A 14,794-nucleotide genomic window follows, 5' to 3' on the forward strand; every position below is an offset into this window, starting at 1 on the left:
ATAAAGTGCCTGACTCCGGCGTTTCTGACGTGTGCCAGTGGCGGCTCAGCCAAAATCACATATACTTTCGTTCAGCAATCAAAATCTGATGTGAAGTGTGGGACCTAACCCCATGGTCAGCACTCCGTCCCGACACCCTATTCGGCGGTAAGTCTGCTACTCATTCTGTTTTACTGCGCTAGTCACTCCCGTTAATGGCCAGCGTCATCATAGTCAGGCACTAAAAACGCGCTATCCGTCTTATTGTAAATAACCGTCTTCGCAAGATTACTCCCCGTAATTTAACAATTGCAGTTACCCGGAGGTAGTTATGTCTTTAATGGATGTGTCTGGTGTAAGCAGATATAACTCTGATATTTCATCGGCGAGTGATAAAGATCAGGCCATTAAAACCCGTGGTGATAAAGGCTCCGCTACGTCTTCATCTGTTATTAATGCTGGTCCAGTGGATGCCGATATAGGCAGGCATATCGTTGAAGGGCTAGAAGCACAACTTCCTGAATTCATAGAGTTCTCTCTGCTGGGTAAAAACAGAAATTACCTCCAGGTAAATTCTCTCAGGCAACTGCAGGGCGATATACAACAGTCGATTGAAAGTCTGGTAGGGGATAAAGGTTCTCTGCCGGAATCGATATTAGATAACCTTTCTTCATTGAGGAATGGTAAAGATAAAAACAGTGTTTTTAATTATTTCGGCACCTTCATTGAAGAATATATTCATTTCCGCCAGAGGAATTACGACGGCAATACCAGCGGCCAGAAAATCCTGTCGGACAGAAACCGCAAGCAACAGGGCCTTGCTACCGACAAAGATAAGCACAAGCAGCAGACAGATTTGCTGGCATCGCGTCTGAGTGGCTACCTTGCACAGACGTTCACCCTGCTTAGACTGGCGCGGGAGACTGACCTGAGTCCATGGCGTGAAACAGAAAACCGGGCGCGTGAAGACCTGATAAAGCAACTGTTGCTGACGAAGTTTCATGCCTTAAACCTCAGGGGACAGATGACAGAAGACAGCCTGAGCGGAGAAAGCCTGACAGGGCGGAAACTGAATAGCCTTATCCACGCGGCAACCTGGAAAGAACGGCGTGCACGTCAACAGGGTCTGGCAACAACCGCAGGCGTTTCAGACCGGGCTGAACCTGGCGGGTCTGATGTGTTGGGTGCTTTGCTCGAGGACGAGCCAGCAGATCCGAGCGGTGGCCTGAGCGCGGCGTCAATCGCAGGTGAACTGCCGTTGCTGTTGCAGGGCATTGAGCTGACGCGTAAAGCTGCCGTAAAGCTGCAAAAAAACCGGGCAGGGGCTTCACTGTCGGGGCGGGACCTTGAATTCCTCTCCTATATCTCGGGGAGCTGTGAAAAGCTGGCTCCCCTTATCACAGAACTGCACACCACGGTTGAAAATGCGCTACCGGCAGGGGATTTACTGAAGGATTCGCCGAAAAAAAAACGCGCTGAGAAAGTACAAGGCTTCCTGACCAGCGCCGGTCAGGCCATCACCACGCATGCGCCTTTTATTTTACGACCATTCGAGAAGATGGCGTGGCGGGTGGAACGTGTTTTAACGGCGCAGCTGACGAAAAAAACGGATCCGCTCAGGGATGCCCTCGGCAGGCACACGCTCACGGCGGAAGAAAAATCGGTGGTCTTGCAGGCGGGGGGGATCGTTAAGGATCTGCTCCAGCAGGCGATGGCGAATATTAACCGTATCCACCGGGCGGCCCAGCCTTTGCTCGAGGCACGACAACATCAGACTGCGCTGGAAGACCTGCTGGCAGCGGGCGATGGGTCATTGCTTGACAGCGCACTAAGGCACAAGCAGAGCTTCTGGCAGACAACGGTTGCGAAGGAGCAAACCGAGCTGGAGTCGTTCATTGAAAAGACCGCCGTCCTGTCGCGCGGGGGAGGCCATGACAACCTGAAGCGGCTTATCCGCGAGGTGTTGAGTACTGATGCACAGAGCCAGCTTTCAGCCGATACGCTGAAGGAACTCTCTGCCGGGCTGACCGGCTATCTCGTTTATCTCGTCAGCCTGGAAAAACAGGCAGCAGCGCTCCCCGCCAGGCTGGCCGGTCCAGCAGAAGAAAATCTGTCGCTGTCAGCGATATTCACCCCGTGGTTACGAGAGCTGGAAGCCGCCCGCAGCCTGCTGAACGCGCAGATTAGCCAGCTGGCTGGTCGGGAGCCCGCCAGTTTTTCACGCAGCGGAATGCTGGCCAAGGGCATTGCGGTATGGCATCAGGAGCGGAAGGCGCAGTGGCTGCAAAATCAGCCAGCTGAGGGACAGGAAGAGCGCGGAAAGCAGTATGATGCGGCGTTTCAGACCCTGATAAAAAATTATTTGCCGCTGCTGGCGAAGCAACATGACAGGCAGGGGGATGTGCTGCTGCAACGTATCAAAACGGAGATGGTGAACGCGGAGGTCGGTACCACACTTTATCCGACCACGATGGCGGAGATGCTACATACGCAGAAAGGAATGGCCGGGGTGCTGCAAAACTCGGCCATCCGGAGTCTGGTCAGGCTCGGTATTTCAGCAATATTTGGCAGTGTGGGTGTGCTGCCTTCGCTGGCCGCACTGCCGCTGCGCATTGTTGTCCGTTCGCTGTTAACCGGCGCGCAGTTAGCGTATGTGTCCCGTAAAGGCGCGGCGGGAGTCAGACTGGGGGAAGGCAGTACGCGGCTGGAAGCGCGTCAGTACAGGCAAACTGCGGTGAGCCAGGGCGTGGCAAAAACGGCGTTTGGCCTGGTAAAACCGGTGCGTGAAGCAGCAGGCCTGGTCTCTTTGCTATATGAGATTTATCAGGGGGATGCGAAAGGTGCAGCCGGGCGTGTTGCGCGGGAACTGCCGGCTGAGCTGGCGATAAGCAGCGTGACGGGCACCATCAAAGCAGTAGTGCTGGCGCATATTGCTCGTCAAAGTGCTGAGGAGAATGAACAGACGCGAGAGGCGCTGCAACGCCTGTCAGAGGAGATATCCGCCACAGATGACGCGACTGATGCAGACCCCATCGGCACCATGGCGGATGGCGGTGAGGAGGTTGCAATAACGCTTGAGGCCATCGCGAATAACCCCGGCGGGCCTGCGGGATCGCAGCCGCTGGCGGCAACGTTGCTGAAGCGGAACCGGGCGCGGCGGGCGGCGGGAGAGCCGCCGCTGCGGCTGGATAGAGAGCAGATCCTGCTGTTTAACACGGAAAACTTTGCTTCCTTTATAAGAGATGCTGCAAGCTCTGACTTGCAAGAGCAAGAAGATGTCAGGTCTACCGTCACATCTGGCTTGACTGAAAATGAACAGCGTCTGGCTGTCCACCGTGGCGTGAGTGAAAATAGCCCTCACAAAACGGCGCGTAACGGCTGGAGACCGCTGACATCAATCGACCAATCAGATTTTGATCTTCATCCTGGTGAATGCATTGAGTACAGTTTCAACTTTATACGAAATGGTCAAAAAACAACCAAAAGAGGGCGAGTCCGAATACCGGCGGACCAGCGCACTAATCTCAAATGGCACACCTACTTCAGTCAGCAGCTAAACCACATCATATTCGATGATCCTGACCTACTTGGGGTGTTCGATGTTCAATTCAAAGATTATGGAAAAAGAGGGAACAGTAACCTGAGTTATCTTGATCGCGATTCACATTACAATGCTGTTTATGTATCCGAGGCATCGCACACCAGCGGACATCTCTTTACGTGGAATATAGCCACGGAACCCGTTGGGCAGGGTGATGTCCAGAGTGGGGTATGGGATAGAACGACAATGCCAGTGCATGCCGGAATGCAGCGAGAAGACAAAGCCGCAAGTTTTGAGGGCTGGCAACCACTGACCTCCCTAAGTATGTCTGATTATGATCTTCCTACAGCAACTAAAATCGAATACGCGTTTAGTTATGAAGTAATGGAAAATGGTCAGTCCGAGAGCATGTTTCTCGACGGTTCTATCAAGCTGCACACTGGGAAAAACAGAGACTGGCATAGAGAATTGGGGGTAGAACTGAATAAAATCATCCGGTCTTGCCCCGGTCTGAGTGGTCTTTTCGAAGTTGACACACTTAAATATTCCCTTTGGTCTGGTTATGACTGGGGACGCGTGCAATCTTCCCACTATAACAATATGTATGTAAAAGTTGGCGTAAGAGGCGCCACAAACCATCAGTTTTTATGGCGGATAGAACCGAAAGCCGGACAGCTTACTTCGCAACCAATAGAAAGCCATTCATTACAGGAAAGCTCAGATCAAGACAACTTGCTCGCAGCAACTGATACGGCGGAGGCGTGGGAAGAACCGTTAAAAACGTTTATTACGGAACTGCTGGTAACTCACCCGGAAAGAGAGTCTACGGCGACATCCCCTCTTGGTAAGTTGATACAGAGTGAAACCGAATCTTTCCGGTTATTTCTGAAAAAATACCCCCGGTTGGCCAGCTTGTTGGGGATAGAAGCAAATGAGCGCAATGAAGCACGCCTTCTGGCAGCAAGTCGTCAGTGGTACAAGATGCTCTCAGGGCCTCAGCAGGATAAGTTTGACTTCGCTGTTGCCTTTTTCTGGAAGCTGGAAACAGACGCCGGGTTCAGAGAGCAGATTGTGTCGCAGATGAAGGAGCCCGCACCCGCTCAATCATCATTTTTGCGCAGTGTCGTGCATCAATTCGAAAATGCAGTTGCCGATGTAATTAAAACTCGCACTGAGAATGAAGATGCCACTTACCACAGTAGCATGCGCTCGTACAATGAGCTGAATAAAGAGCGCTCGGATTTGAATCTTGCTATCAATTACAAAGTGACATCGTCTCAGGATATGCTGGTGGACTTAGCGACGTCGACGGATGATACGGATGACACTAAAGATGCGATTGCCAGAAGGGACCGTCTGAAGGTAGAGCGGGAAAGCGAACGCCAGAAACAACGTACCGAGAATGGTTTTTTAAGCAAATATGCCTTCCTGCGTAAGAAAGAGGAATCGCAGGCTCCGGCGGGCGATCTGGATGAAGCAGTCACTGCCCCTGTTATATCTCCGTCACTGATATCCTCCTCTGACACTGTAGATAACTGGATAGTGGAGAGTGCAAACAAACTCGCATTGAATATCAATAAAGGCGATTTAGATAAAATCGTCACTATTACCTGGCGCAATGCGTATACCAGTACCGGTGAAGAATATAAATCCGGATCTGAGCCGATGACGCTAAGAGATGTTTTATTGGGGGAATTTGCCCGGAAATCTGACACTACCCCTTTAGGCATTCATATCTTCCAGATCCAATACAGCATGGAAGCTAATCCTGATATCGCGGCATACTTAAACCGCAATCAGGGTTCCAGAGGGGACATGATTGGTTCTCTCGCAATCGCGGACGATGTGCAGGCAAAAGCAATAAGGGAATTTGATCAGTTAACTCGCAAGCCGGGCGTCGCTGCGGCGTTTAAAAAGGCGGCAATAGGCAGCGTGATGTCAACCATTGTGAGAGAGGCAGGCACGCTGGCTGGTCAGGATCCTGTTTTCGAAGAGATAATAATGCATTATCTCTCTCAGGCGGATAGCGAGGGGTCAAACCTGCAAGCTGTAACTTTTGAAGGGAAAACAGTACCGGGGCTTGTTGCCATCGGGCAGGGAGATTTCAGGGTTATTTTCTCCCTGCACACAGGAACAATGTTTTTCTACAACGCGCGTGTTTCCGACAGTAATCTGACAGCACTAATTAGGGAGCACGTAGCTGAAGTGGACCGGGGAGGTGTCACCGATGATGAGGTTCTGCCGTGGTACTCCAACTCGTTTACCACGATCCAGGGCATACAGACTCGTAGTCATCTTAATCCTACCATGGTGGGCTTCTCCCCGCAGGGCACTGCTTTCACAGCACCTGAGGGTGCCACATATACCAACGTGATGGTGGCAAATTTCAATCGTGTCAAATCAGATCTGAACGGTTTGATTTATACCAAAGAAGAATCCAGGCTGAAACAGGCTAGCGACAGGCGTGAGATCGGGCTGGGGGTGCTGAAGTTTACCTTGGGAGCAATAGCGATGATGGCCACAGCACCTGAGGATCTGATATTGCTCGCTGGGCTGACAGCTCTTGCTGACTATGAGCTGATGAAAGAGGAGCAAGAGGCTGCAACTCATGCAGATCGCAGCGCAGATCGCATGAAGGCTGAAAATGCAGCCAGGAGCATGAAATATAATATGTATTTCGATGCGATCACTGGCGGTCTGCTTCCTTTTGCTAGGGATTACGGCAGTGTGGGAGAATTTGCCGAAGCTGCCGAAAAATCTGCTGCGCCGGGAAGTTGGTCAAAACCGGTTGATTTCAGTAAATACACAGCACGTGACGCGTCTTACCTTGATTTACGCAACCAGGTCGCGGACGAAAACGGTGTGTATGCGGTTAGCCAGCCTGGTGCAGTGGGGAGACAGTATTTTATCCAGGAAGATGGCAGGTTCTACCGGGTTAAATTTGATGACCATTTGGGCCGTAAGCAGGGCACAATGCGATTAGTTGATGAGAACAGAAACGTTAACACCGGATATCATGAGCCTATTCGCCGTAACGCCGGGGGGGCGGGGTGGGAATTTCATAATGACACAGGATTACCCGGCGGCGTGGGTGGATGGGGCAGTGCACGCATTCCATTAGGTGATAATAACGGACAACCCATTCGCGGCTCATTGGGCAATCGTCTGTTCGGAGAAGATAATCCGCTGTCGGCACCGCGAACAGATCTGGCAGCGGACGGCACCTGGCCTGGGGAGCGAGGAACGATGGGCGACGGTGATGAGTCGCAGGCAATGGACTCATGGGTGTCGGCAGATCTTGATCCAGGGGCGACTTCTTCCTCGGGCTACTCTTCAGAAAGGAATAGCCCAACCAGTGGGGCATCGCCGACGAATACGCGAGCTGTCAGTCCAGGAGATAACGTTGCGGTTACGGAAGTGCCCGTATTTCCTGGTCGAGAGCCAATAATTCCTGTCGCTTCCAGAGCTGATTTATCTGATGCAGAAACTGCCGTGACGGAAAGTACCAAGGCACTTTTACCCTCAGAGCTGGGTAGTCATTACAACACCTTTCTAATGAGTCCGAGAGACAACTGTGCCGAGGCCGCCAAAGATATCGCTCCAATACTCCGGCGCGCTGGCTATAGTGACGTAGAAATACATGAGCTTGGGTTCTGGCTGGATGCCCGAACAGGTAGAGAAGCTATTCCCACTAATCACTATGTCGTGATGGCAAAAAAAGACGGCGTTGATATTGTCGTTGATCTCACCGCGGGACAGTTTGAAAAGTACGGTTTTACAGGGCCAATTATAAGTACGAAAAATAACTGGCTGTACCGGTGGCAGCAGGCATTGAAAGAAAAACCGCGAACTTTAGTAAAAATGGTCCGAGTAGAAGGGGGAGTAGGCACATCTCCCTTTGCAATCGATATAAATAACTCTTTTGATTGGCAGACAGAAGTGCCAAATGCAACATTGTTACAATCCCCTGCATGGTACAAGCCAGGGGGATAAGGACCCTGTAAGCCATATTGTGTCACTGCCACCGTGTTAAAGGCGATCGCCCATCGCGGAGGAACTCTCAGTAATGGGCGGGTAATCAAACGCTGTCACCTCAAGCCTGCAAATAGCGGCGCTCCAGGTGGCGACGGAAGCAGGACGTATCCAGCGTATTGCCGGTGGCGTTACGTAACAGCTGGTCAGTTGGGAAACGGCTGCCATGCTGCCAGATATTCTGCTGCAGCCAGTCAAATACCGCGCCGAGCTCACCCTGAACCAGCAGGTCGCGCAGCTGTGGGATCGCCAGCTCAACAGACTGGAACAGCTGTGCGGCGTAGATAGCGCCCAGGGTATAAGTCGGGAAATAACCAAAGGCACCGTCGGTCCAGTGAATATCCTGCATCGGGCCGTCGCGATAGTTACCGCGCGTATCCAGCCCCAGTGACTGCTGCATCTTCTCATCCCACAGCGCCGGAATATCCTCGACTTCGATCTCACCTTCAATCAGTGCACGTTCTATCTCATAACGTAAAATTACATGTGCCGGATAACTCAGCTCATCGGCGTCGACGCGAATAAAGCCCGGTTTCACCTGTTGGGTCAGACGAATGAAATTCTCCGCTTCCAGTGCGGGTTGAGCCCCTAAAAGCGTGGTCACCTGCGGCAGAATAAACTGCAGAAACTCGCGGCTGCGCCCCAGTTGCATCTCCATGAACAGACTTTGCGACTCGTGTACGGCCGTGGATCGCGCCAGCGCAACAGGTTGTCCGCGCCATGTCTTAGGTAAATTTTGTTCGTAACGCGCATGGCCGGTTTCATGAATCACGCCCATCATCGCACTCAGGAAGTGGTCATCTTTATAGCGGGTGGTAATGCGGACATCTTCAGGCACGCCGCCGCAGAAGGGATGGGCACTTACGTCCAGACGACCGTGCTGGAAATCAAACCCCAGCGTCTTCATGATACTCAGACCGAGATCGCGCTGCGCACCAATCGCAAAGGGTCCTTGCGGTTGCACCAGCGGATGCTGTGATTGCTTCGCCACCACGCGCTGCAGCAAATCCGGCAGCCAACTCTTCAGCTCGCCAAAAGTGATATCCAGTTTGGCGCTGGTCATGCCGGGTTCAAACAGATCGAGCAGGGCATCGTAACGTGACGTCCCGTTGGCTTCTGCGCGCAACTGGGCTTCTTCACGGCTCAAACGCACCACATCTTTTAGATTGGCGGCAAAACCCTGCCAGTCATTAGCGGGGCGCTGTTGACGCCAGGCGTGCTCGCAGCGAGAGCCAGCAATGGATTTTGCTTCCACCAGGCTGGCGGGTAGCAGCGTTGCCTGCTGCCAGGCACGCTTCATCTCATTGAGGTTAGCGCGCTCAATATCGTTCAGGTCTTCCTGTGCGGCCGCTTCCAGCCACTGACCCAGTTTGCTGTCCGTCAACAGTTCATGTTGAAGCACGCTCAACTCAGCCAGTGCTTCACCGCGTGCCTGACTGCCACCGGGCGCCATCATGGTATGCATATCCCAACCGGCAATAGCACCCAGATGCGAAAAACGAGAAATACGCTGAAAACGTGCAGCAAGTTGCTGATAAGCAGAAGTCACACAACACTCCTTGTAAAACAGTTAACGAGACGGGTCTTCCCGCAAGGGTAAAACAACCGGCCAGCAAAAGCGAACACAGGCACCGCCCAGTGGACTGCCTTCAATCAACACTTCACCGCCCAACGCCTGAGCAATGGAATGGACGATGGCAAGGCCCAGGCCACAGCCGCCGGTCGCGCGATCGCGGCTGGGATCTAAACGGACAAAGGGTTCAAACACCCGCTGGCGCTCTTCCGGCGGAATACCGGGGCCATCATCTTCCACTTGCAGGCTGCCCATGTTGCCATCAAACCACAGGCTTACGCGCAACTGCTGGTTCGCATAGCGCATGGCGTTATTGACCAGATTATCCAGCACGCGCTCCATCAAGCGAATATCCGCCATACCCCGGTTCTGATGTTGTGGAATATGCACATCGAACTGCTTATCAGGATTTAAGGCACGGACATCTTCAAGGTGCACGCGCAACCATTCAGCCAGGTCAAAGGATTGCAAGTTGAGATCGACCCGAGGCCGGTCGAGACGGGCATAAGTGAGCAACTCTTCGATCAGGCTCTCAAGCTGACCGATGTCACGGTTTAAGGCCACCGACTCATCGGGCGTCAGGTTATCACTCATCTCCAGCCGATAGCGAAGGCGTACCAACGGCGTACGTAGCTCATGGGCTATCCCGTCAATCAACTGTTTCTTACTGGCGACCAGCGTATTGATATTGTCGGCCATCTGATTAAACGCTACCCCAAGGCGGAACAGGCTGGAGGTATTGTCAAAATGGGTTCTCACATCTAACTCGCCACGGCCAAAGCGCTGGGCGGCTTTTTCCAGCCGGAGCATCTCTTTCCAGTGCGGTCGCATCCAGATAAACACCGGTAGCGCCAGAGACATGCCAATAAAAGCCAGCAGAGAGATATCCAGAATGCGCATCTGGTGCAGATAAAACAGATAGGGAATGGGGCCCACCGACAGAACATAGTGACTGCGGGGAATACGCTGAAGAAACGTGTACTGATCGTCCAGCGCGACAATACCGCCAGCCGCCAGGCGCCGCATATCCGGCTCGTCCAGTTCATATTTGCTCATGGGCTCGATATGCAGATCAAACGAGAGGTTCAGATCGAGACTCTTGATGGTTTTATTCCAGTCGCGCGGCGGGATCTCGCGCAATTCACTGCGCATTAAAAACAGTGAGCTGGCCATCAAATCGTTCATGGACTGTCGACCCGCGCGCTCGGCGGTGAATTTATACACCAGCCCGACCAGCAGGGTCATCACCAAAAAACAGACGAACAGCAACAGGTAGAACTGGATAAAGAGTTTTCTCATACCGAGCGGGTGTCCCAGGCCTGTGGAGCGAAGAGATAGCCTTTGTTGCGTATCGTTTTGATACGGAACGGCTCCGTGGCACTGTCATGCAGTTTTTTGCGCAGGCGCGAAATGGCCACGTCAATACTGCGGTCCATACCATCATAGCTAACGCCACGCAGGGTTTTCAGCAGTGCGTCACGGTTCAGGATTTGCCCGGCATGGATAGCCAGCTCCCACAGCAGATCAAAATCGGCGGTGGAGAGGGCAATTTGCTCTTCAAACAGCGTGACCTGGCGGTTTAACGCATCAATACTCAGGGAACCGAAACGTAGCATGCGCTGCTGTTGCGGCTGAGAGGTCACTGGCGCATCTTCTGCGCCCCCGCTCTGTGCCTGACGCAAATGCAGGCGTAAGCGTGCCAGCAGCACGGCAGGTGGTGTGGTCTTGAGGATGTAATCATTGGCACCCATTTCCAGCGCCAAAATGTGGTTCATATCGCTGTCCAGCGAGGTCAACAGGACGATGGGACCTTGCCAGTGGCTGCGCAAATCCCGGCACAGTGTCATGCCATCTTTACCCGGCAACATGATATCCAGCATCACTAACTCAGGCTGCACACGGGCGATCACTTCTTCAGCGCGATCGCCACGGGTTTCAACCACGACCTCAATATCATGACGCCCAAGGTATGCAGCAATCAGTTCGCCTACTTCAGGCTCATCTTCTACAAAAACTATTTTATTCATCGTGCCTTTCAGCATGGCTGGGGCGGCGATTGCACAATCAGTGTGCTCACCGCACGAAATATCCTTATGTCACTGGTATCTAACCGGCAAACTGTGCCATCATTACGACTGCGTTTTTCTACGCAGGATTCGGAATCGTAATAACCCCAGGAGGAGTGCGAGGGTGTCTGATAAAGAACTGGCTGCTGCCAGATACAGTGACCGCATTTGCTTCAATTATAGTGATTTTCTCTCCGCATCTTGTAAAAAACGCTGGAGTTTTGTCGATGCCATCTACGGCGTCCTACCCATCTTTGGCATGGTGACGCGCAAATCTGCGAGCAGTGTACAGCCTGGCAACGACCCGCTTAAAGAATTAGCATTACAAATCATTTCAACTCAGGTCAGCGATGAGATCAATATCGCCCGCCTGATCACGCTTGCAGAGCAACAGCAGATTCGCCAGTTTGAAATCCAGTTGCCATATCCCCTGTCCGATCAGCAGCTCACCGCTATTCAGCATGAATACCGCAAACCGGTAGAGTTACAGCAACTCGACGACCTGTTGCAGGTATCACTGCCTTCTGCCGCCCATTGAGCAACAAGTAACAGGGCGACCGAAGCCGCCCCACACGCTTATTTAAACAGGTCAGCCGAAACGGTCAGGTTGCCGCCGCTCTGGTTTTGCCACTGACGGGTGACGTGGTAGAACTTCGCACCTTTATCGGCGGCGCGTTTTGCCACTTCTTCCGAAATCTCTGTTGGCGTACCGAAGTGACCGGTAAAGGTTACGCTATCAAACGGTTGCATCTGTGCTGCGGTGACCGCGCTCACTTCCTGAATTTTCGTACCGTTTGGCAAGGTTACAGTGTAACGCTGGCCATTAGAACTTTGCGTTTCAAAGAAACGGCCCACTTTGTTGCTTGGGGTATCGGAAGAGGCGACGCCAGGGATTTCAACTTTCTTCGCTTCTGCACCACCGGCTGCCAGTGCTGCTTTACCTGCCGCTGAATCTGCGGGGATCAGGTCGGAATTCTGCACCACACGCTGTTTCGCGTCGGCTTTGTACACGTAAGCCGTAACATACTGGTTGCCGCCGTTGTTGGCATCAATCTGACGGACGATGAAGAACATGTCTGCGCCTTTATCTTTGGCGGCTTTAGAGATGGCATCGGTCACGTCTGGCTGGCTAGAGAAGAACCCGCTAACAGAAACGGTATCAAACGGTTCCAGACGATAAGCCTGGGCTTTTGGTAGCTCTTTCACGCCGTTGAAGCTGCGCAGGGTGGTGTCTGGCGTTGCTTTCGGCGCATCTGCTTTATAGATATCCGCAGTCACACGCCAGTTGCCGCTGTTACCGTTGCTGTCGTTAATGCCCTGAATATAGAAAGAAGCGGCACCTTGTGCATCAGCTTGTTTAGATACGGCATCAGCAGCATCGGCAATCGAGTTAAAACGACCGGTGATATTAATACGTTGGAATGGTTGTAACTCGGCCGCTCTTTGTGGCGTCAGTTCCTGTGCAGCAAACGCATGTGCTGAAAGCAGGGATAAGAGGGTAGTCGACGCCAAAAGGGTGTTCTTGAGCTTCATAAAAATAATCCTTCGCCTTGCGCAAAATGGAGTACGAATACGTGCCGAACTCTGGTTGTATGAACGGTCAGCCGCCGATTATTGCATGTAATAAACCAACTGTCTCAGGCAATTTATGCGATACAGGACAGCAATTTAGCGCAATTTTTCATGCTGCTGTCATGTGTGTCTGTTATGGCTTTTTTTTAAACTAATTACCACTAATTCCGGTAACGCTTATTAATTAATCGGTTAACATATTGTTAAATAAAGGTTTTTAATGGTACTAAATGCTCGGTGACACGATTTTGCATAGTGAATTATTCCCTTTACCCTTAAAAATGCAGTGGCAAAGTGCGCTATTTGACATTTGTGCGTGAATAATGGCGCGAATGTCATAAGTAGAGCCTATGTATGTAGATCCAGCCACATATTTTCAGTAGGTTATAAATACTTCGAAACAAGTGCACTACGCGCCAGTTAGCCTGAATCTGAATTCGGGCCGGGCGCGTCTTGCGATCTAATGGCCATCATCCTTAACCGATGAAAGGGAACACTATGTTAATTGGAATACCCAAAGAGCGGCTGGGCAACGAGTCTCGCGTGGCAGCCACGCCAAAGACCGTTGAACAGCTGATCAAGCTGGGGTTCAGCGTCACTATCGAGCATGACGCCGGACAGCGCGCCAGCTTTGATGATGCAAGCTATGTTGCAGCGGGTGCCACGCTGAGCGAGCGCCAGCAGGTTTGGCAGTCTGATATTGTCATGAAAGTGAATGCACCGGATGACGAAGAAGTAGAACTGACCCGTGCAGGCTCCACCGTAGTCAGCTTTATCTGGCCTGCGCAGAATCCTCAGTTATTAGAAAAACTGGCGGCACGCAACGTCACGGTCATGGCGATGGACGCTGTACCGCGTATTTCCCGTGCGCAGTCGCTGGATGCCCTGAGTTCGATGGCAAACATCGCGGGTTACCGTGCAATTGTGGAAGCGGCCCACGAGTTCGGACGCTTCTTTACCGGACAGATCACTGCGGCAGGCAAAGTACCACCGGCAAAAGTTGTGATTATTGGGGCCGGTGTTGCAGGCCTTGCGGCCATCGGTGCTGCGGGTAGCCTGGGTGCTATCGTGCGTGCGTTCGATACCCGTCCTGAAGTGAAAGAGCAGGTGCAGAGTATGGGCGCCGAGTTCCTTGAACTGGACTTCGAAGAAGAAGCAGGCAGCGGCGACGGCTATGCCAAAGTGATGTCACCTGCCTTTATCAAGGCAGAAATGGAACTGTTTGCCGCCCAGGCAAAAGAAGTGGACATCATCGTCACCACGGCTTTGATCCCAGGTAAACCCGCACCGAAACTGATCACGGCCGAAATGGTCGCCAGCATGAAACCCGGCAGCGTGATTGTTGACCTGGCAGCGGCAACCGGCGGTAACTGTGAACTGACCGTGGCCGATCAGGTAACACTGACCGACAACGGCGTAAAAATCATCGGCTATACCGACCTGCCAAGCCGCCTGGCAACGCAGTCTTCTCAGCTCTACGGCACCAACCTCGTCAACCTGATGAAGCTGCTGTGCAAAGAGAAGAACGGTGAGATCGTGGTGGACTTTGAAGATGTGGTGGTACGCGGTGTTACCGTCATTCGTGAAGGTGAAGTGACCTGGCCTGCGCCACCGATTCAGGTTTCTGCTGCGCCAAAAGCCGCTGCTGCGGCCCAGCCGGTGAAAAAGGAAGAGGCTAAGCCGACTTCCCCATGGCGCAAATACCTGCTGTTGGCGCTGGCTGTGGTGCTGTTTGCTTGTCTGGCGAATGTTGCGCCGCCTGAGTTCCTGTCGCACTTTACCGTGTTCGCGCTCTCCTGCGTGGTGGGTTACTACGTGGTGTGGAACGTCAGCCATGCTCTGCATACCCCGCTGATGTCGGTCACCAATGCTATTTCCGGCATTATTGTGGTCGGGGCGGTATTGCAAATGGGGCACGGTGGCTGGGTTACGGTACTGGCTTTCTTCGCTGTGCTGATCGCCAGCATCAATATCTTTGGTGGCTTCACCGTCACGCAGCGTATGCTGAAAATGTTTCGTAAGGGGTAACAC

7 protein-coding genes are annotated in these 14,794 nt (G+C 52.6%); 3 read left to right on the plus strand and 4 right to left on the minus strand.

From position 1 onward, the window contains the following. The first annotated feature begins 310 nt into the window (after positions 1 to 310). Complete coding sequence (locus F3J40_RS10460) at positions 311 to 7,513, plus strand: hypothetical protein (RefSeq protein ID WP_167014334.1); 7,203 nt, start codon at positions 311 to 313, stop codon at positions 7,511 to 7,513. A gap of 100 nt (positions 7,514 to 7,613) precedes the next feature. On the opposite strand, the gene F3J40_RS10465 is transcribed toward F3J40_RS10460, so the two are convergent. Genes F3J40_RS10465 through rstA form a run of 3 tightly spaced genes read right to left on the minus strand, consistent with a single transcriptional unit; the run spans position 7,614 to position 11,152 of the window. After that, positions 7,614 to 9,101 (minus strand): carboxypeptidase M32, encoded by a 1,488-nt coding sequence (locus F3J40_RS10465; protein WP_167014337.1) that lies wholly within the window; start codon positions 9,099 to 9,101, stop codon positions 7,614 to 7,616. Positions 9,102 to 9,122: 21 nt separating this feature from the next. Continuing rightward, positions 9,123 to 10,424 (minus strand): two-component system sensor histidine kinase RstB, encoded by a 1,302-nt coding sequence (gene rstB / locus F3J40_RS10470; protein ID WP_167014339.1) that lies wholly within the window; start codon positions 10,422 to 10,424, stop codon positions 9,123 to 9,125. After that, positions 10,421 to 11,152 (minus strand): two-component system response regulator RstA, encoded by a 732-nt coding sequence (gene rstA, locus F3J40_RS10475; protein ID WP_017349445.1) that lies wholly within the window; start codon positions 11,150 to 11,152, stop codon positions 10,421 to 10,423. Before rstA ends, rstB begins: the two co-directional genes overlap by 4 nt. Positions 11,153 to 11,315: 163 nt before the next feature. Here rstA and F3J40_RS10480 point away from each other — a divergent pair, with 163 nt between their 5' ends. Continuing rightward, positions 11,316 to 11,729 carry a hypothetical protein gene (locus F3J40_RS10480; protein ID WP_167014341.1) on the plus strand — a complete coding sequence of 138 codons (414 nt, stop codon included), beginning with the start codon at positions 11,316 to 11,318 and terminating at the stop codon, positions 11,727 to 11,729. Between the two features lie 38 nt (positions 11,730 to 11,767). Here F3J40_RS10480 and ydgH read toward each other — a convergent pair whose 3' ends face one another. Further along, positions 11,768 to 12,724, minus strand: a complete 957-nt coding sequence (gene ydgH, locus F3J40_RS10485; RefSeq protein ID WP_167014343.1) for a DUF1471 family protein YdgH — start codon at positions 12,722 to 12,724, stop codon at positions 11,768 to 11,770. A 537-nt stretch (positions 12,725 to 13,261) separates the two neighbouring features. Here ydgH and pntA point away from each other — a divergent pair. Further along, positions 13,262 to 14,791, plus strand: a complete 1,530-nt coding sequence (gene pntA, locus F3J40_RS10490; RefSeq protein ID WP_167014345.1) for a Re/Si-specific NAD(P)(+) transhydrogenase subunit alpha — start codon at positions 13,262 to 13,264, stop codon at positions 14,789 to 14,791. The last annotated feature ends 3 nt before the right edge of the window (positions 14,792 to 14,794 follow it).

The sequence above is a fragment of the Candidatus Pantoea multigeneris genome, assembly GCF_011752615.1.
In the GTDB taxonomy this organism is placed as follows: Bacteria; Pseudomonadota; Gammaproteobacteria; order Enterobacterales; family Enterobacteriaceae; genus Pantoea; species Pantoea multigeneris.